Raw genomic sequence first — 18,790 nt, 5'->3', positions numbered from 1 at the left:
CATTTTCAGCCCGTGCCGCTAGCCGCAACGCGCTGACCAGCATCGATCCCCGACCTGACCCACCGAAACCCCGCCGAACTGTGGAAGCCGGGTCCGAAGACCTGTGCGCCCCCGAAACAGAAGTCCCCGAACTTGCCCTCGGTGAGCGGGCCTTCGAGATTGTGCTCGCACGACGGGTGGAGAAGGGTGAGGCATCGGGCGAGTGGTTCAGCCGGCACGGCTCCACCCCCATTACAGAGATGCCCGACCGTTGGTCCGACGCCTACAAGGCCATCGTCCAGAAGCGCATCGATGTCATTGAGTCGTCCCGGGCCATCGGCATGGTGGAGCGTCCCGAGTACAAGCGTCGCTGGGCAACAGATGGTTGGGACGTCCTCCAGGAGCGTGCCCTCAAGTCCTGGCTGCTCGACCGCATAGAGAATCGCGACCTCTGGTTCCAGGATGAGCAGCCCACACTGCTCACGCGCGCTCAGCTCACCTCCGCTCTCTCCCTCGACGAGGACTTCGTGTCCGTTGCCGAGCTGTACGCGCCTCGCAAGGAGTTGGCGACCATCGTCACCGAACTCCTCGCCGATGAGCACGTGCCCTTCCTCCCGGCCCTCCGCTACAAGCCCTCCGGCCTGAAGAAGCGCGCCGACTGGGAGCACGTGTGGGAGCTCCAGCGTGAGGAGGACGCTGCTCCGGACGAGCCGGCCAAGCGGAAGATCCGGGACTCGATTCCCGTACCGCCGAAATACACCTCAGCCGACTTCCTCAAGGCGTCCTACTGGCGCGCTCGCGGCAAGCTGGACGTGCCGAAGGAACGGTTCATCTCATATGCGACGGGCGCGATCTCCGGGACGCCCGACCTGTTCGGCTGGGCGGGCTGGGATCACCAGGAGCAGGCGCAGGCGCTCACCACGTACTTCACCAACGATGACGGGCTGTCCTCCGAGGAAATGGCCCCACTCCTCGCTGGCGTCCTGGAACTTCAGCCCTGGCTCGGCCAGTGGCACAACGAGTTCGATCCGCTGTACGGCAGTACGCCCGCCGCTTTCTTCGCCGGTTACCGCGCCACCCAGCAGGGCGAGCACGGTCTGACCGATGACGACCTGCGTGCCTGGCGTCCTGCCCCGGCCGCCCGTCGCGGTCGGCGCCCGGCAGGCAGCTGAGGGACCGCGCAGCACGGACACGGCGTACAGGTCAGACCGGCATGACCTGTACGTCGTACTGCGGGATCCATTTGTTCCGGGTGACCAGGACCATCCCTTCGGCCTGTGCCTGGGCAATCAACATCCGGTCGAAGGGGTCCGTGTGCAGCATCGGCAGTCGGCCGGCCCGCACTCCGTGCGCGGCGGTGATGGGCAGGCCGGCGAAGTGGAGGTCACGCACCTGCTCGGCCAGATCTCCCGGGCCTTCGAACGTGCCGAGAAACTGCTTGATGGTGATCTCCCACGGTGACACGGCGCTGACGTACGCACCGGGATCGGTGTCCAGCAGGTCCTTGACCTTTGGGGACAGTTTCGATGAGTCGTCCAGCCACCACATGACCACGCGGGTGTCGAGTAGCAGTCGCATCAGCGCATCCCAAATGCTTCGGCGATGGTGGCAGGCGGGTCGTCGAAGTTGGCGGGGATACGGATACGGCCCCGGAGCGAGCCACGACCCGGCCGCTGCACCTTCGGCCGTGGCGGCAGCACCTTCGGTACCGGCTCACCAGCCTTGCTGATCGCGACCAGTTGGCCGCCGATCACCTGCTGCAGAGTGCCGGTGAAGCGCGGACCGGCGCTGCGCACGATGCGCTGACGGACCCTCTTCCACAGCCCCCTCACGATGTGACCTCCGGGCCAGCGGTGGGCTGCTCCTGGCTCTCAATGTCACGGGGTGCGCCTGCGGCAATTGCCTCCCCGGTCCGCACGGTCACCGGTTCTGCGGCGTGCAGTCGCAGGGCCGGGCCGTCGTCCAGCCCGATGACGACAAAAAGCCCGCCCGAGGCGTACCGCTCGCTCCGCACGCTGTGGACTGTTCGCCACGTACCCCACACTCGTACGCTCTGCCCAGGCCTGACGGTCACCGCTGCGACGTCCATTTCTGCGGGTGCGGGGTCGATGCCGGGGGCCACCAGCTCAGCCCATACGGTCTTGCCGATCCCCGCCTGACGTTCGTCCACACCCCAGCGGTGTGCCAACGTCTCCACGAGCAGCAGCCCACGCCCGGCAGCATCCATCTCACTGGGCCGCTGCACCTCTGGCCGACCCGCCCCCGCATCGCTCACCTCCAGCCGCAGCAGTTTGCCCCTCCCCCGGCACACGATGCGTACGCCCACCAGCCGATCCCCCGGTGCGGGTACCCGCAGCGCGTTGGTCACCAGCTCCGAGAGCACCAACTCGCTGTCCTCTGCAGTGCCGTGACCGGCTCGCCACTCCCCCAGCTTCGCCCGTAGCACCGCCCGAGCCCTGGGCACGCTGCTGCGGCAGCGAGAGAGCCTGAAGTTCATTTCGTACGGTTCGCCCATCACAGCACCCGCCGATTCCGCGAGCAGTCCGCGCCCCAGGATGAGAGCCAGCGCTCACTCGTCTATCAGTCGTCGCACGCATCCCGTGCAACCGAGCGGACGCACCCACTCTCAGCTTTCGACCGAGTGCGGTACGTCACAGAAGCTAAACTGGACCCTCTGCCAGGCATCGTCAAGTCACCTGCCTGTCAATTGACAACGCAGATAGCAATTGATCGCTATCGGCCAATTTCGGTCCATGATTGCCATCAACTGAACGGTCCGACCGGCTCGTTCGCAGACCCAGGGGGAAGCCATGTCCGGCAACAGCAGCACCTTGCTCATGTCCCGCGTCACTTTCGGCCGAACCCTGCGCCGCCTCCGCAACGAGGCCAACCAACTCACTCTCGCGGAGGTCGCCGCGTCTCTGGCCTGCGATCTCTCACTGATCAGCCGCATCGAGAACGGCAAACGAGTCTGCTCCCAGGCCCACTTCGCCAAGCTCATGGACCTCTATGAGGTACCCGCCTCCCAACGCGACGAACTCGCCGAACTGCACGCAGCCACGCGCGAGCGGCGCCCGCCGTGGTGGTCCCCGTACAGCGACGTGATCAGCGCGCAGTACGAACGATTCCTCGGATTCGAAGCAGCGGCCTCGACTGTGCACGAGTATCAAGTCGGCATCCTGCCAGGCCTGTTGCAAACAGAGGCGTACGCACAGGCCGTCACCGGCGTGGGCTTCACCTCGCTCGGACCGGATCAGATCGATGCCCTCGTTGAGGTACGTGGCCTCCGACAGCGGCACTGTCTGCTGGAGACTTCAGCACCACTGGAGTGTCGCTACGTCATCACGCAAGCCGCCTTGGACTTCCAGGTGGGAGGCAAGCGCACGCATCAGGAGCAGTTGGACTACCTGCTGGAGATCTCGACGCACGAGAGCGTCGAGCTCCGAGTCGTTCCGTACACGAAGGGTGAAGAGGCCGCCCAAATCGGTGCGTTCAGAATCCTGCAGTTCTCGGACGAGGACGTGCCCGACGTGGCCTTCGGCGAGTCGGTCGCTGGTAGTTTGACAATGGACGACCCCCGAGACTTGCGGCGCCTGCATCGCCTCTTCCGCAGCCTCGTGGATGCGGCACTCTCCCCGGACGAGAGCCGCGACATCATCGCAGTTACCAGAAACAAGGAAGACTGACGCATGGAGAAGGCAGACCTCTACTCGATCGACACCTCCACACTCGCCTGGCAGAAGAGCAGCTTCACGGCCAACAACGGCGAGTGCTTCGAGCTGGCGCCCCTCCCCGGCGGCGGCGTGGCGGTCCGCGACTCGAAAAACCCGTCCGGCCCGCATCTCTGCTTCACCCCCGGCGAGTGGCGAGCCTTCAAGTCGGGCATGACCGCCGGAGACTTCGACAACCTGTAACGCTGAGTGCCAGGCGTTCGTCCCGGGCCGCCCTCACCACGCTCAAGACCCCGACCCCGACCGTGGCACCCGGTAGCACACCGCGCCCCACCCCGCGTACCGTAGCCCCATGAGCGCACAGCCTGAGATCACCCAGCGTGATCTCCGTAACCGGTCCAAAGAGATCATGGACGCTGTCCAGGGCGGGCAGTCGTTCACCGTGACCAGGGACGGACACCAGATCGGGGAGCTGATTCCGTTGCGGCGGCGCCGGAGGTTCGTCCCGCGCGAGGAGTTCGCCGGCATGTCGCGTACCGCTCCCGACATCTCCCTCGACGCCTTCCGCGCCGATCAGGACCGTACGGCCGAGCAAGGAACGGACGACCCGTATGTCCGTTGAAGAACCCGCTGCGGCTCCGCCCGTCGCGTACCCGCAAGGCCTGCTCGACACCAACATCATGATCCTTCGCAAGTGGCTGAACCCCGCCGAACTCCCCGCCGAGATGGCAATCAGCTCCATCACTCTCGGCGAGCTCTCCGCAGGACCCCACGAGGTCCGCCGTAACGAGGAGCAGTCCGACTACGACGAGCACGCCGAGCGCGCCAGAAGGCTCGATGTCCTCCAGCGGGCCGAGAACGAGTTCGACCCCATCCCCTTCGGCGTGGAGGCCGCCCGCATCTACGGCAGGGTCTGCGCCGCCGTGATCGGCGCGGGCCGCAAGCCCAGACGGCGGGTCGCGGACCTGATGATCGCGGCGGTCGCGGTCGCCGAGGAGCTTCCGCTGTTCACCACCAACCCGGACGACTTCAAGGGGCTGGACGGCCTCCTCACGGTGGTGCCGGTCACGCGCCCCAAGGTGCTCCACGACCGGTGAAGCGAAAGGGGGGCCGCCCACGCAGGCCCCCTCTGACCAGTCCCTCGTACGATGTGCGCGGGAAAGACGGAATGGAACGGAAGCAGCAGACCCCATGGCCCCGAACGCGTCCCAAGCCCCGCTCCTCCGCGACGTCATCGACATCAAGACGTCGATCTCCACCTCCGACTTCGTTCTGAAGCTCGCCGAGGCGGTCACCGAGGAGGGCGCGGCTCTCGCACTGCGGGACTATGTCGTCACCGAGCGGCTGCTGGAGAACTTCGACGAGGCGCTGGGCCTGATCAAGGCGTCGCTCGACGGGCACACCTCGAAGGCCGCGTATCTGCACGGTTCGTTCGGTTCCGGTAAGTCGCACTTCATGGCCGTGCTGCACGCCCTCCTGCGTGGGGACGAGGCGGCGCGGGCCCGGGCCGACTTCGATCCGGTGCTGGGCAAGCACGAGTGGCTGAGCGGTGAGCGGAAGCGGTTCCTGCTGGTGCCGTACCACATGCTCGGGGCGAAGTCCCTGGAGCAGCGGGTCCTCGGCGGGTACGTCAGCCATGTCAAGGCGCTGCACCCGGAGGCGACGACGCCGCAGGTGTACCGGACGGACTCCCTCTTCGAGGACATTCGCTCGCACCGGCAGCGGATGGGCGACGAGAAGTTCATCGAGGGGCTCGCGGGCGCGGCCGCGGACGACGTGTCCGTCGACGCGGACGACGACGGTGACGACTGGGGCGAGGCCTTCGCCTGGACCTCCGAGCTCCTGTCCACCGCGCTCGCCGCCGAGGAGCTGGACGGCGGTGAGGTCAATCTGGATCTCGTGAATCCGAGCACCCCGGCCGAGCTGCGGGCCAAGCTGGTGCACGATGCGAGCGCCACCTGGTTCCCCGGGTTCGCGAGGAACGCCGCCGAGGACGAGCACGGCTTCATCTCGCTGGACGCCGGTCTCGCCGTGATCGCCGAGCATGCGAAGTCGCTCGGCTATGACGGGCTGATCCTCTTCATGGACGAGCTGATCCTCTGGCTCGCCAACCGCGTGCACGACCAGAAGTTCGTCTCCCGCGAGGCGGACAAGATCACGAACTTCGTGGAGGGCGCCGACTCCCGGCGGGCCGTCCCGATCGTGTCGTTCATCGCCCGCCAGCGCGACCTTCGCGAACTGGTCGGCGAGGAGATCTCCGGCGCGGCCGAGGCCGCCATCCAGGACAGTCTCAGGCTCGCCTCCGGCCGCTTCGACACGATCACGCTGGAGGACCGCAACCTCCCCCAAATTGCTCATGCCCGTCTCCTCAAGCCGAAGGACGCAGAGGCCGCCGGCAAGCTGGACGCCGCCTTCGCCAAGGTCAAGCGGGTCGGGCCGCAGGTGTGGGACGTACTCCTGGGGTCGGACGAGGGGACGACGGGGGCCGACGAGGAGTCGTTCCGGCTGACGTATCCGTTCACGCCCGCGTTCATGGACACACTCGTCCACATCTCGTCCGCGCTCCAGCGTTCCCGTACCGGTCTGAAGCTGATGGGTCAGCTGCTGGCCGATCACCGGGACGACGCGACGCTGGAGAATCTGATCCCGCTCGGCGATCTGTACCCGGTGATCGCGGACGGCGGCGACAAGCCGTTCGTGGACAGCCTGAAGGTGGAGTTCCAGGCGGCGGACAAGCTGTACCGCGCCAAGCTGCGACCGCACCTCCTCGCCACGTACGAGATCACCGAGGAGGACATCGAGCGCTACCGGCACCGGCGCGACTCCCTCACCGATCCGCAGCTCACCAACCGGTGCAGGGGCTTCATCGGTGACGACCGGCTGATGTGCACCCTGCTGCTGTCCGCCCTGGCTCCCAGCGTGCCCGCCCTGCGGGACCTGACGATCCGGCGGCTCGGCGCGCTCAACCACGGTTCGGTGATCTCGCCGATTCCCGGCGCCGAGGTCGGCGTCATCAAGGCGAAGGTCGACGAGTGGGCCTCGCGGTTCGCCGAGATCAAGGCGACCGGCACCGGTGCCAACCCCGGTGTGCGGCTCGAACTGGCCGGGGTGGATGTCGACTCCGTCATCGCCAATGCCGACGTGAACAACAGCCTGTCCAACCGCCGTGCCCTCGCCAAGCGACTGCTCGCCGAGGAACTGGGGCTGCCGCTCCAGGAGCGGCTGGTCGCGGACGAATTGCAGCTCGTCTGGCGCGGCTCGAACCGTACGGTGGAAGTCGTCTTCGGCAATATCGCCGATCACGACATCCTGCCCGACCACGAGTTCTCCCCCAGCCGGGACGGCCAGTGGCGCGTCGTCATCGACCTGCCCTACGACGAGGGCGAGTACGGGCCCATCGAGGACGCCAACCGGATGCGCGAGCTCCGCGCGATGCCCGGCACCCGGCCCCGTACCGTCGCCTGGATTCCCACCCACCTGTCGGCCGCCCGGTTCAAGGACTTCCAGCGGCTGGTCGTCATCGACTACACCCTGGCCGATCAGCGGCGGTTCGACACCGTGTACGCCAGGCATCTGAACGCCGACAACCGGGCCCGCGCCAAGGCGCTCCTCGAAGGGCAGCGGGAAGCCCTCGCCAAGACGGTGAAGGCGGCCTTCAAGCAGGCGTACGGCTGCGCGGACAAGAAGCCGACCGACGTCGACGTGTCGTTCAACGACCACTTCGAACCACTGCCGGACGTCGCCGAGCTGCGGGTGTCCATCGGGATGACGCTGCACGCGGGGGTCCGCCACATCGCGGACAAGCTGCTGGCCCATCAGTTCCCGGCCCATCCGAATCTCGACCCGGAGAACACCGGCACCGCCGTCCGGCCCGCCGATGCCCGGACCGTCTTCGGGTACATCAGGGCGGCGGCGGAGGCCGGTGACCGGCAGGCCGAGATCCCGGGCAAGGACCGCGCGGTGATGCGTCGCGTCGCCGCCCCGCTCGGACTCGGCCAGCAGAAGGAGGCGTACTTCCGGCTGTCGGGCCGCTGGGTGGACCACTTCGGTCTCCAGGCCCGCAACGAGGGCGGACCGGGTGACCTGAGCGTCGTACAGCTCACCGAATGGCTGGACCGGCCCGAGCCGATGGGGCTCGACCCGTTCCTCGCCAACCTGGTCATCGCCGCCTACGCCGAGATGGACGACCGGGTGTGGGTACAGGGCGGTTCGCTGCTGGACCCGGCGCCCGAGCCGTCGGCCGTCAAGCCGCAGTACGCGCTGCGCTCGCAGCCGCTGCCGGACGAGTCGGTCTGGGAAGAGGCCGGGCGGCGCTTCTGGGACATCTTCGGCGAGCGGCCTCCGACGCTGCGCCGGGGGCGGATGGTCGGCCAGTTCGCACGGCAGATCAGCAGCCAGGCCCGCGTCCACCAGCCGCACGCGGCCGATCTCGTACGCGAGTTGGAGAGGCATTCCACCGTGCTCGGTCTGGACGGGACGGACGAGTCCGGCAGGCTCGCTCTCGCCCGGCGCTCGCGCGATCTGCTCGACGAGCTGGTCGGTCTGGACCGGGGGGCGGCAGGCGGTTCGGCCGGCGCCAAACAGGTCATCACGGCCCTCGCCTCGTTCGACCTCGGCGAGGTGTCGGCCGGGCGGTACGGGGCCTCGGTCAAGCAGGCCGAAGCTGTCACCACCGCGATGGTCGGGGCTGCCTGGGACATGCTCAAGCTCGCCCCCAAGTACGGTGCCCGGGGTGAGGCGGTGCTGGAGGCGCTGCGCGGGGCCGCGCAGGCCGACCAGCGCACTGCAAAGCTGGAGGACGCGCTGCGGGACGCCCGGACGGCGATTGTGGTGGTGATCGACCGGAGCAACACGAGGGACGTCCCTCCTGTGGCACCCACCCCGACGCCCGTGTCCACGGCCACCCCTCTCAGGACACCCAATGCGGTGGATCTGAACACCGAAACCAGTCAGCCTCCGGTGCCGACCACGCATCCGGGTCCGACGCGCGCCCCCCGCCGCTCGGGCGGTGGCAGGACGACAGCCGCGCGGGCAATCGCCGAGTTGCAGGCCGAACTGGCCGGGCTGTCGGCCGCGGAGCCCGACGCAACGATCGAGATCAGCTGGCGAGTCGTGGAATGAGGCGCGTGAAGTGAGTACGGCGACGAGCGTGACGGCGTCGGCGACGGCTGCCACGAGCGCGGTGCGGCTGAACACGGCCACCGTGACGCAGTACCTGGCCTCGCAGTCCGGCCTGACAGCCGACAAGCGCCGGGCAGTGCTGCTGCGCGCCGCTCCGGTGTGGGACGGACCGACCGAGGTGACCTGGGGCGAGCAGCGACAGGCGATTGTCAGGGGCGCGCCGTCGCCGCTGGCCGTGCACGAATTGGTGCTGGCGCACCAGGACCGGTCAGCCACGGGCCCGGAGGTGCTGGTGGTGCTGACCGATCGGGAAGAGGCGGAGCTCGGCCCCGATCTGCTGGCCAAGGTGCACAAGCAGCGGGTCAACGCCGTCAATACCTGGGACGTGGTGCGCGAGGCGTTCGGTGCGGTCGACACCGACCGCCGGCTCTACGACGAGAACTGGGCCGCCGAGTCACTGCTCGACGCCGCCCCGCCCGGCGGCTGGCCGCAGCTCGCGGGCGGGATCCTGACCCGGCGTAAGTCACTCACCGCGCTCGCCCTGCGCAGGCTGGGTATCGGCCGGTACGACCCCGACCGCGAACCCCGCGCGTCCTCCCCGGACTTCGCCACCGGATCGGGGGCGGACGCCGACAGCGGTTCGGAGGGCTTCACCGTCGGCCCGCTGTCCTCTGCCGCTGCCGCGAGCGGTGACGGATTTGACGTGCACACTCTGCTGCGGTGGTCCCTGACACCCGGTGGCCCGGAGCGGCTGCTGGCGCTTCGGACGCCCGAACGGGACGGACTGACCCGATTCCTGAGCGAGGAGGACCAGGCCGGGCTCGCGGGGCGTGCCCTGCTCGCGCTGGTCGGTGCGGAACACGGGCCCGACGCCGTGGCCTTCGGTCTGGTCTGCGCCGCTCTGTGGGGGCACGCCGACCCGACAGCGGACGCGGAGGACTACCGGGCCCGGGGGCGGGCCGAGCGCTGGTTCGGGGACGAGCCACCCGCGCGGGGTGAGGCACTGGACGCACTCGCAGCGGCGTTCGGCCGGTCCTGTGAGGAGTTCGTCGCCGGGCTGCTGCTGACGGGGCGGACCGGCCGCGACGAGGTCGCGGCAGGTGCGCGTCGGCTGTCGGGCGCCGCGCTCGACCGGGCGGCGTCCCTCGTCCGGCAGTTCGGCGCGGAACGGGCCGCCCGGACAAGTCCCGTACTTGCGGAGGGACTTGAGGCGTTGTTCGGTGATGCCGGCAGGGCGCTGCTGGGCGGGGACGCGGAAGTGATCGCGCTTGCCGTGAGCGCGCTCGACGGGCATCGGCAGGCGGTGGACCCCGACGCCCGGACGCGTATCGAACGGGCGAAGATGGCCCAGCGGCTCACCCAGTGGCTCGCCACCGGTCCGGCGGTGGAGAGCGAGACCGTGGCAGCAGGCGTCGGCCGTCATGTCGCCGAGACCGGCTGGGTGGACCTGGCGCTGGACCACATCGAGGCGGGGGGCGACCCCGACGCCACTCTGAAGTCCGCCTACGACGCGTTGTGCACCTCTGTGCGTACGCGACGCCGGGCGATCGACCGGCACTTCGCCGAGGCCCTCGCCACCTGGACGGCGAGCGGCACGGAGTCCGGTTCGATGCTGACCGTGGAGACGTTCCTTCCCACCGTGGTCGCCCCAGTGGTGAAGGCCGGGGAGCGGCGTGTCCTGCTGCTCGTCCTGGACGGGATGAGCGCGGCGATCGCCGCCGAACTGGGTGAGGAACTGCGCGAGCACTGGGTCGAGTACGACCCGCTGCCGAAGGCGAAGGACACCCCGCGGCGCCGCGGCATGGCCGCGGCACTGCCCACAGTCACGTCGGTCTCGCGGACCTCACTGTTCGCCGCCCGGCTGGTGTCGGGCACGCAGGCCGACGAGAAGCGGGTGTTTCCCGCCCACCGGTTCTGGGGCGGCGAGGACGTGGCGGTGTTCCACAAGGACGACCTTCGAAGCGAGAGCAGCGGGGACACGGTCGGACCCGAGCTGCACGATGCCCTGGTCGGGGACCGTACGCATGTCGCGGTGGTGCTCAACACGATCGACGACCGTCTCGCCAAGGAGCAGAAGCTCGGTGACGGCGCCTGGCGGCTCGGCGAGATAGGGCGACTGCGGCAGCTGCTGCGGCTCGCTGCCGGGCAGGGCCGTGCGGTGATCCTCACCAGCGATCATGGCCACGTCATCGACCGGCACGGGGTGAAGGCGGACGCGGAGGGCGTGCAGTCGGCCCGACACCGGAGCGTGGGCGGCGTCGTCCGGGACGCGGAGATCGCGCTCTCGGGTCCACGGGTCGTCGCGCCGGAATCGGGTGGCGAGATCGTCGCCCTATGGGACGCCGACACCCGCTACACCGCCCAGAAAGCCGGCTACCACGGCGGGGCGGCCCTGGCCGAGTTCACCATCCCGGTGCTGGCCTTCCTCCCCTTCGGCGCCGAGCCGCCCCATGGCTGGCGTGAGCTGGGCAGTCCGCAGCCATCGTGGTGGTCGCTCACACCGCGGTCGGCCGGGCAGCGGGCGGAGCCCGCGGCCTTGTCCGTGGCCGCCGCACCGAAGAAGCCCGCCAAGCGGGCGAAGGCGGACGCAGTAATCACCCGGAGCCACGATTCGCTCTTCGATGTGGTGGTGACTGCGACGCCCGAGGCACCCATGTCGGACGGTGCGATGCTCTCCGTCGAATTGGTGTCGCCGGACGAGGCTTTGGTCGCTGCGCTGTTGGCGTCCGAACTCTTCGAGACGCAGGTGAAGGTGCTGGCCCGTAAGCCGAACCTGCTCCAGGTCGAGAAGGCCATCCGCGCGCTGCTCGACGCGGGCGGCACGCTCCCGGTGACGGCGCTGGCGCAGCGAGCCGGCGTGCGGGCCAGTGGGGCGGACGGTTTCGGGGCCGTACTGCGGCAGCTGCTGAACTACGACAGCGCCCAGGTGCTGGAGAACCTGCCGGACGGCCGGACGCTGAGGTTGGACGAGGAGCTGCTGCGGGATCAGTTCGGGCTGGGGTAAGAGGTCCGGGCCGAGCGCGCCATGGGCGGCCCGGCCCGGCAGGCGAATCAGGTGATCTGCCGGAGCAACCCGACGAACTCACGAAGTTCTCCGGACAATTTCGGGGTCAGCGGCTTGGCATCGAAATGGGCGATGCTGTTACGGATGTCGCGCACCCGGTCGAGCTGGCGCACGAACTGGCCCCGGTCCACCCCTGGCCAGCCGAGCGCCTCCCAGTTCTGGTCCGCCCGGGTGCGCAGCGCGGGGTTCTGCTGCTCACCGTCCAGCAGCTTCACGTAGCCGTTGAACATGAGATCGGTGATCAGGCCGGTCTGCATCTTGGCTTGATTCGGCTGCACGGCACGAATGGCATCCTCGCCGATCTTCGCACCGAGGCATTTGCGCAGCCTGGACTCGATCTCCCCCACGACGAAGAACGGCCAGGCCGTCGCGTCGAAGCGGTCGGTGATGTCAGCCGCCGTGACGATTCCGCAGAACGTGCCGTTGTTGGCCCTGACCAGCAGATATCCGTCCTCGCTGACCCGGGGCAACAACTGGAAGAAGTCGTGGTGTGCTTCGACGACCGGCGGGTCCTCCACCATCGCCTCCGCGAGGACGGCGTCGGACGTGGTCTCGTACACCTTGGCAACCGAGCTCCAGGTGACGACGCCGTGAAGCGTCGAGCCACCTTCGATGACGGGAATCTGGGAGTACTTCTTCGTCCGCATCAGGTACGTCACCTGGGTCAGCGCCGTGTCCGGCGTCACGGAGAACAGTCCGCCCACCGCGGACGGGATGTCGCCGATACGCAGGGGTCGCGCCGGCAGTCCGCCGGAAGGCAGCTCCTCGGCGTCGTCAGCGGTCTCCTCAGCCGCCCCGTCAGCCGGCTCCTGTACCGCCGTTTGCTTCCATGCCACCACGTGAATATCGGCACCGTGGTTGCACGTGCCGAAGTACGGCAGGGTGGACAGGCCGACGTCCTTGAGCGCCTGCTCGACGCGCGGGACCGTCAGATCGTTGCGCAGGCGAGTGCCGAAGAGCGCAAGGAGCTCCAGGACGGGGATCTGCTTGCCTTTGAGCGCGAGGAGTTGCTCCTCGGTGGGATTCTGCGACATGGCTGCGCTCACCGTTCCGTTGCGTCACGGAAGACGGTCCGCTTACCCATGGCCGCCATCACCAGCTCGAGAAGCTGCTTAGCACGGTTCTCGTAGAAACGCATGAAGTCGCCCTCGTGCAGGGCACTCACGTCGACGAGGTGGGTGGCCACGACGTCCTCGAACCACTCGGGCCGCATGCCGGATTCCAGTGAGAGAGTTTTCAGATACGCGCTGGGTGGCCCCGACATGCTCTTGCTGGCCCTGAGCGACAGCGGCGTCTTATTGACGATGGACGTTGCGTGCAAGGTCCTGGTGGGCGCGTTCTTGGCAATCCACGCCTTGGGGAAGATCAGCCGTACGTCCACTGCATGCTCGACGAGTTGTGACGGAGCAATCGGGGTGTCGGTGAAGTACCAGTCCACGGCTCCCTGCTTGATGAGCAGGGCGTAGATCCCCTTGTAGGCCGCGCTGTTCCGGGTGGCCAGCGTGTCCAGCCGGTCGTCGAGAAAGGCCGCCTCGCCGACTGTGTCGGGGGCAGCATCGGCCTCGCCGCGAATCCAGTCGATCAGTTGCTCCACGTCTCGCGTGAAGCGCGTCTCCAGCGAGCCGCCGTACATCTCGCCGAGGACACCGCACCAGTACCACTGGCTGATCCGCTCTTCTGCCCCCGGAGCGTCCGTCTCATCGGCGATGAGTGCGCGAACGGCTGCAAGCGGGACCAGTTGAGTGCGATACGGCAGATCCCCCGTACGGACGATGGACTGTCGCTCAAGGAAACTACCGACCCAGCCGAAGGCTGCCGCCACACGAGGCGCCAGCCGCCGGAAGTCGGCCAGCGGCAGGTTCAGCAGGTCCCGGCGCTTGCAGGATACAGACGTTCCGGAGCCCGCCCGTTTGGCCTCCCACGTCCGAACCAGAGAGACCGCTTGGAGGAAGTCGCTACTGCTCAGCCCGTCTTCAGGACCGTCCTCCGGACGGCCGAACACGGGGTATGCGGACGTCAGCACCTTCTTGATCTGCTGCCACTCGTCCGGAAGTCGGTAATAGTCCCCATTGTCCGCGACGTGCTCCTGGTTGCCCGCGTAGGTGGCTGTGAGCAACTCGAAGACGTTCAGCGGCACACCACCGGTGTTCACTCGCTCGAACACCGCGCAGACGGCGTCCGTGGTGGTAGTGGCAGCCAGCTTGATCATCGGTACGTCGAACGAGAGCATGTTGTGCAGGACCTGTTCCTGAAACAGCGTCCACAGACCCCAGTTGGCGTCGTTCGCCCGCACGAACTTCTGGTGCCAGGCACCCACTCGCTGCGCATCGAAGACGAAATGCAGCGGAAAGTACCCTTCTGCGCACTCACGCTCGGTCGTACTCAGGTCGAGAACCACCTTGCGAGCGAAATCCCGCTTGAGGACGCGGTCCTCGGGCACGGACACGATCGCGTCGTCACGGTCGGCAGGGGATCCGACCGCCTTGGCGATGTCGACGTAATACCAGCACTTCAGATCCCTGTTGCGGGTATCGCGCGTCTCGACCGGGCCGTCCTGGTGCAACGCCTGGAAGAGCGAGGTCAGCCGCTGTTGTCCGTCCAGAAGCAGGAGGTCCGGGGTGCTGTCCTCAGCAGATTCCGCCCCCTTGAGCGTCCGGGCCTTGAACTGAGAGGTGCCACCGGTGTGGAGGGACATCACCACGCCGAGCGGGTATTTGAGCGTCACCGTCGCGATAAGCGCCCTGATCCGCTCGTCGTCCCACTTCCAGTCCCGTTGGAAATCCGGGAGCTGAAGGGCGCCGGACGCAACGTCCTTGAGTACATCCTTGAGGTTCGGATTATCGAGCGCCACGCCGTGTCTTCCCCCACCTCGGACCAGAACAGTGCAACTGGAAATTTGACCAACCGATCGACCGGGTGTCAATCGATCCGCGACAGCACGGTCTGCAGCGGCGTAATCCAGCCAAGTCCCCTAGAACTCGCACCGGATGGGAGACTGACCGGGTGAGTACCGACAGACCCGAACGAACCGGCCCCATCGGTGCCGCCCGGCGTCGCGATGTGATCGACGCCCTTCGACGGGGCGCCGTTCCCGAGAGCGGCCTCGACCTGCTCGCGACCGGCCTGGACCGATTCGAGGCCGCGCTCGACGCCGAACTCGACGCCGTGGCCTCGGGAGCCTCCGTATTCAAAGCGGTACGGGGCGAGTACGGGTCCGGCAAGACCTTCTTCACCCGGTGGCTCGGGGAGCGCGCCAAGCGGCGTAACTTCGCCGTCGCCGAGATTCAGGTCTCCGAGACCGAGACGCCGCTGCACAAGCTGGAAACCGTCTACCGTCGCCTCACCGAGCGGCTGACGACGTCCGGATTTCCACCGAGCGCGCTGCGCCCGGTCGTGGACGCCTGGTTCTATGCGCTGGAGGAAGACCCACTCGCCGCAGGTGCCGCCGAGGAAGACCTCCCGGACGAGGTCGAACGGCTGATGTCGGCCCGGCTCACCGAAGTCTCCCGGCACGCACCGTCCTTCGCGACCGCGCTGCGGGGGTACAGGACCGCACTCACCTCGGGCGACGAAGTGACCGCCGCGGCTGTGATGGCCTGGCTGGGCGGTCAGCCACATGTGGCCGCCTCTGCGCGCAAGGCCGCAGGAGTCCGCGGCGACCTCGACCATTTCGGTGCCTTCGGATTCCTCCAGGGGCTGCTCACCGTGCTGCGCGACTCCGGGCACAAGGGGCTGTTCGTCGTACTGGACGAGGTGGAGACACTGCAGCGGGTCCGTTCCGACGCGCGGGACAAAGCCCTGAACGCGTTGCGCCAGCTCATCGACGAAGTGCACTCCGGGCGCTTCCCCGGCCTCTATCTGCTGATCACGGGGACTCCGGCGTTCTACGAGGGGCAGCAGGGCGTACAGCGGCTTGCACCATTGGCGCAACGTCTCGCAACAGATTTCACCACCGACCCGCGTTTCGACAATCCGCGTGCCGTGCAAGTGCGGCTGTCCGGCTTCACCCAGGACTCGCTGGTGGGTCTGGGCATCACCATCCGCGACCTGTACGCGGACGGAGCACGCGACCTCGAGCGCGTCAGGGCCGTCGTGGACGACGCGTACATCGCTGAACTGGCCAATGCGGTCGGCGGGGCACTGGGGGGAAGGGTGGGGGTGGCGCCACGGCTGTTCCTGAAGAAGCTCGTCGGCGACGTCCTGGACCGTGTCGACCAGTTCGACGACTTCGACCCTCGTCTGCACTACGCCCTGACCGTGAAGGCGGCGGAGATGAGCGAGGTCGAACTCAACGCAGCGGCAGCCGCCGGCGCCGACGGGGTCGAACTGGAACTCCCGTGACCGAAGCCCCCGATCCACTGGATCTCCTGCACCCGGGGATCGTTCACCACGTGGTGAACACCCTGGGCTGGCCAGGCCTGCGGCCGCTCCAGGAGGAGTCGATCGCGCCTGTCGCCGACGGCTCGGACGCTCTCCTGCTCGCACCGACCGCCGGCGGAAAGACCGAGGCCGCCTGCTTCCCCCTGCTCTCGCGCATGGCGCGGGAGAACTGGACCGGCACCTCCGTGCTCTACGTCTGTCCCCTCAAGGCGCTGCTGAACAACCTGTTGCCACGACTGGAGACGTACACCTCCTGGTTGGGGCGCACCGCGGCGCTCTGGCACGGGGACGTACCGCAGACCCGCCGCAAACGCATCCTGCGCGAACGCCCGGATGTGCTCCTGACCACCCCCGAGTCCCTGGAAGCCATGCTGGTCAGTGTGAACGTCGGCCACCGCTCCTTCTTCTCCGGGCTGCGGACGATCGTTGTCGACGAGGTGCACGCCTTCGCGGGGGACGACCGGGGCTGGCACCTTCTCGCGGTACTGGAGCGGCTGGAGCGCGTTGCAGGACGGCCGGTCCAACGGGTCGGGCTCTCGGCGACCGTGGGAAATCCGGAGCAGCTGCTGACCTGGTTGCAGGGGTCCAGGGGTGGTGCGGGCAAGAACAACGCGCGGGTAGTGGCTCCGCATCTACGTGCGCAGGTGTCGTCGGCTTCGGTATCGCCTCCGCCCGAGGACGTACAACTTGACTATGTGGGCTCACTCGCCAACGCGGCGACGGTGATCGCGGCTCTGCATCGGGGCGAGAAACGGCTGGTGTTCTGCGAGTCGCGCAAGCAAGTCGAGGAGCTCGGCGAGACGCTGCGCGCCAAAGGCGTGACCACCTTCCTGTCCCACGCCTCACTGTCCGTGGACGAGCGACGGCGCGCGGAGGAAGCCTTCGCTGAAGCCCGCGACTGCGTCATCGTCTCCACCAGCACCCTGGAACTCGGCATCGACGTCGGCGACCTCGACCGGGTCATCCAGGTCGACGCCCCCGGGACCGTGGCTTCCTTCCTCCAGCGCCTCGGACGCACAGGACGACGGCCGGGGTCGACACGCAATTGTCTTTTCCTGGCGGTCGACGAGGCCTCGCTGCTGGCGGCTGCTGCCCTTCTCCTGCTCTGGTCGCGCGGCTGGGTCGAGCCGGTCGTCGCGCCGCCGGAACCCCGGCACATCGTCGCCCAGCAGGTTCTCGCGCTGTGTCTCCAGGAACATCGGGTCGGGGACCGGCTGTGGCAGAACTGGTGGGGCGGGCTCGGCCCGTTCGGTCCTTCCGCTGAACCGATCGTGCGCCATTTGACCGATGAGGGCTATCTGGACCGGGACGGTGGGCTGATGTTCATCGGCCCCGAGGCAGAACGCCGTTTCGGCTTCCGGCACTTCATGGATCTCACCGCTGTCTTCACGGTGGCCCCCGAGTTCACCGTACTGTCCGGCCGAACCGAGATCGGCACGACGGATCCCGCTCTGCTCACCGAGGAGGTCGCCGGGCCCCGTCGGCTGCTGCTCGCCGGCCGCAGCTGGCAGGTGACCTACATCGACTGGTCACGGCGGCGCTGCTTTGTCGAGCCTGTCGACGGCGGTGGCAAGGCACGTTGGGGCGGAGTCGGTCTTTCCCGCACCGCGTCGCACGCCCTGACCCGGGCGGCACGGGAGGTATTGCTCGGCGCGACGCCCCCTGTCTCCCTCACCCGGCGCGCCAGTAGCGCTCTCGACCAGGTCAGGGACCGGAACGCAGAGTTGGTTCACTCCGACGCCACGGTCATCATGCGCGGCGGACGTGACACGAATGTGCGCTGGTGGACATGGGCCGGCTACCGGGCCAACGCCACACTGGCCGCCACTCTCGGCGCAGTCGCCGATCCTTTGCAACGCCCCACCGACGCGTACATCCGGCTTCGGGAGAACATCACTCCTCAGGAATGGAAGCAGGCAACCGCGGAAGGCGCCGAGCGGCTGTGTCTCCCTGCGGTGGACCCACGTGCGCTGCACGGGCTGAAGTTCAGCGCAACGCTCCCCCAGCGCCTGGCTGAGGCAACCCTCGCGGCCAGGCTTGCCGACCTCGACGGTGCGGCCACGGCGCTCCGCGAATCCGTCAGATTTACCGCGCAGGGCCCGGAGCGCTGAGGCAGGCGAAGAATTACAGAGGGACACGGCTGCCGCTGTCCAACAGTGGTACGGCTGACCGCGCCGCATGGGCGCGCGCGTCACCCCACGCTACCGTGCGGCCGACTCCCCGCCCGCCCGATCAGCCCACCGGCAGCCCCGGCGCCGGATACGCGTCCATGAGGATCTTCACCTCTCCGCACACCTTGGTGACGGCGGGCTCGTCGCCGGTGCGGGCCGCCTCAACGACGCGGTCGATCCACTCCGCGACCCTGCCCATCTCGGATGCGGGGATCCCGCGTTAGGTCAGGGCTGGGGTGCCGATGCGGATGCCGGACGGGTCGAAGGGCTTTCGGGGGCCGTACGGCACCGCGTTGTAATTGACGACGATCCCGGCCCGCGTCCTCCTCCCCATGACGCGGTCGCCGGTGACCGAGCGGCCGGATCCGGACACGCACATTCCTGCTCTTCTCGGCTCGAAGTGC

The 18,790-nt window shown here is 68.1% G+C and carries 14 protein-coding genes and 1 pseudogene; 9 read left to right on the top strand and 6 right to left on the bottom strand.

From position 1 onward, the window contains the following. A partial coding sequence (gene pglX / locus ABZV38_RS28745; RefSeq protein WP_356331347.1) for a BREX-2 system adenine-specific DNA-methyltransferase PglX occupies nt 1-1,151 on the top strand: 1,151 nt, incomplete at its 5' end. 31 nt (nt 1,152-1,182) lie between these two features. Here the strand turns inward: pglX and ABZV38_RS28740 are convergent. The 3 genes from ABZV38_RS28740 to ABZV38_RS28730 are packed head-to-tail and all read right to left on the bottom strand — an operon-like array spanning nt 1,183 to nt 2,476. After that, entirely contained in the window at nt 1,183-1,557 is a 375-nt protein-coding gene (locus ABZV38_RS28740; protein ID WP_356331346.1) for a type II toxin-antitoxin system VapC family toxin, read from the bottom strand. Continuing rightward, nucleotides 1,557-1,811 (bottom strand): prevent-host-death protein, encoded by a 255-nt coding sequence (locus ABZV38_RS28735; protein WP_356331345.1) that lies wholly within the window; start codon nt 1,809-1,811, stop codon nt 1,557-1,559. Before ABZV38_RS28735 ends, ABZV38_RS28740 begins: the two co-directional genes overlap by 1 nt. Continuing rightward, on the bottom strand, nt 1,808-2,476 hold the full coding sequence (locus tag ABZV38_RS28730) for an ATP-binding protein (protein WP_356331348.1): 669 nt from the start codon (nt 2,474-2,476) through the stop codon (nt 1,808-1,810). The genes ABZV38_RS28735 and ABZV38_RS28730 overlap by 4 nt, the downstream gene beginning before the upstream one ends. Before the next feature lie 313 nt (nt 2,477-2,789). Here ABZV38_RS28730 and ABZV38_RS28725 point away from each other — a divergent pair, with 313 nt between their 5' ends. The 6 genes from ABZV38_RS28725 to pglZ all read left to right on the top strand — a co-directional run bounded on the left by ABZV38_RS28725 (nt 2,790) and on the right by pglZ (nt 11,775). After that, the gene (locus ABZV38_RS28725; RefSeq protein WP_356331343.1) at nt 2,790-3,665 is read left to right on the top strand and encodes a helix-turn-helix transcriptional regulator; all 876 of its coding nucleotides are present in this window, start codon (nt 2,790-2,792) and stop codon (nt 3,663-3,665) included. A gap of 3 nt (nt 3,666-3,668) precedes the next feature. Further along, on the top strand, nt 3,669-3,893 hold the full coding sequence (locus ABZV38_RS28720) for a DUF397 domain-containing protein (RefSeq protein WP_356331342.1): 225 nt from the start codon (nt 3,669-3,671) through the stop codon (nt 3,891-3,893). Nucleotides 3,894-4,002: 109 nt separating this feature from the next. Further along, complete coding sequence (locus tag ABZV38_RS28715; protein WP_356331341.1) at nt 4,003-4,272, top strand: type II toxin-antitoxin system prevent-host-death family antitoxin; 270 nt, start codon at nt 4,003-4,005, stop codon at nt 4,270-4,272. Further along, nucleotides 4,262-4,747, top strand: a complete 486-nt coding sequence (locus ABZV38_RS28710; RefSeq protein ID WP_356331340.1) for a type II toxin-antitoxin system VapC family toxin — start codon at nt 4,262-4,264, stop codon at nt 4,745-4,747. The genes ABZV38_RS28715 and ABZV38_RS28710 overlap by 11 nt, the downstream gene beginning before the upstream one ends. A 94-nt stretch (nt 4,748-4,841) precedes the next feature. Beyond that, nucleotides 4,842-8,771 carry a phage resistance protein gene (locus ABZV38_RS28705; RefSeq protein ID WP_356331339.1) on the top strand — a complete coding sequence of 1,310 codons (3,930 nt, stop codon included), beginning with the start codon at nt 4,842-4,844 and terminating at the stop codon, nt 8,769-8,771. Between the two features lie 10 nt (nt 8,772-8,781). Further along, a complete protein-coding gene (gene pglZ, locus ABZV38_RS28700; RefSeq protein ID WP_356331338.1) occupies nt 8,782-11,775 on the top strand; it encodes a BREX-2 system phosphatase PglZ in 2,994 nt (997 codons plus the stop codon). Nucleotides 11,776-11,822: 47 nt separating this feature from the next. Here pglZ and ABZV38_RS28695 read toward each other — a convergent pair whose 3' ends face one another. Both ABZV38_RS28695 and ABZV38_RS28690 read right to left on the bottom strand, forming a co-directional pair. Continuing rightward, on the bottom strand, nt 11,823-12,869 hold the full coding sequence (locus tag ABZV38_RS28695; RefSeq protein ID WP_356331337.1) for a CBS domain-containing protein: 1,047 nt from the start codon (nt 12,867-12,869) through the stop codon (nt 11,823-11,825). 8 nt (nt 12,870-12,877) lie between these two features. Continuing rightward, the gene (locus ABZV38_RS28690; RefSeq protein ID WP_356331336.1) at nt 12,878-14,686 is read right to left on the bottom strand and encodes a DUF262 domain-containing protein; all 1,809 of its coding nucleotides are present in this window, start codon (nt 14,684-14,686) and stop codon (nt 12,878-12,880) included. A 152-nt stretch (nt 14,687-14,838) separates the two neighbouring features. Between ABZV38_RS28690 and brxD the strand changes: the two genes are divergently transcribed. Next, the gene (gene brxD, locus ABZV38_RS28685; RefSeq protein WP_356331335.1) at nt 14,839-16,176 is read left to right on the top strand and encodes a BREX system ATP-binding protein BrxD; all 1,338 of its coding nucleotides are present in this window, start codon (nt 14,839-14,841) and stop codon (nt 16,174-16,176) included. After that, a complete protein-coding gene (locus ABZV38_RS28680) occupies nt 16,173-18,326 on the top strand; it encodes a DEAD/DEAH box helicase (protein ID WP_356331334.1) in 2,154 nt (717 codons plus the stop codon). Before brxD ends, ABZV38_RS28680 begins: the two co-directional genes overlap by 4 nt. 121 nt (nt 18,327-18,447) lie before the next feature. Here the strand turns inward: ABZV38_RS28680 and glyA are convergent. Next, nucleotides 18,448-18,705: pseudogene (glyA, locus tag ABZV38_RS28675) on the bottom strand (serine hydroxymethyltransferase); the annotation flags it as partial. Nucleotides 18,706-18,790 lie beyond the last annotated feature (85 nt).

Origin of the sequence: Streptomyces sp. NPDC005181 (assembly GCF_040608395.1) — a bacterium.
Lineage (GTDB): Bacteria > Actinomycetota > Actinomycetes > Streptomycetales > Streptomycetaceae > Streptomyces.
The sequence above is the reverse complement of the archived record's forward strand: the minus strand, read 5'-3'. Positions and strand labels throughout refer to the sequence as shown.

Bases quoted from the DNA above. Each gene is read 5' to 3' on its own strand.
- ABZV38_RS28740 (WP_356331346.1), bottom strand. From the start codon at position 1,557: ATGCGACTGCTACTCGACACCCGCGTGGTCATGTGGTGGCTGGACGAC.
- ABZV38_RS28720 (WP_356331342.1), top strand. From the start codon at position 3,669: ATGGAGAAGGCAGACCTCTACTCGATCGACACCTCCACACTCGCCTGG.
- ABZV38_RS28705 (WP_356331339.1), top strand. From the start codon at position 4,842: ATGGCCCCGAACGCGTCCCAAGCCCCGCTCCTCCGCGACGTCATCGAC.
- ABZV38_RS28715 (WP_356331341.1), top strand. From the start codon at position 4,003: ATGAGCGCACAGCCTGAGATCACCCAGCGTGATCTCCGTAACCGGTCC.
- ABZV38_RS28730 (WP_356331348.1), bottom strand. From the start codon at position 2,476: ATGAACTTCAGGCTCTCTCGCTGCCGCAGCAGCGTGCCCAGGGCTCGG.
- ABZV38_RS28710 (WP_356331340.1), top strand. From the start codon at position 4,262: ATGTCCGTTGAAGAACCCGCTGCGGCTCCGCCCGTCGCGTACCCGCAA.
- ABZV38_RS28695 (WP_356331337.1), bottom strand. From the start codon at position 12,869: ATGTCGCAGAATCCCACCGAGGAGCAACTCCTCGCGCTCAAAGGCAAG.
- ABZV38_RS28725 (WP_356331343.1), top strand. From the start codon at position 2,790: ATGTCCGGCAACAGCAGCACCTTGCTCATGTCCCGCGTCACTTTCGGC.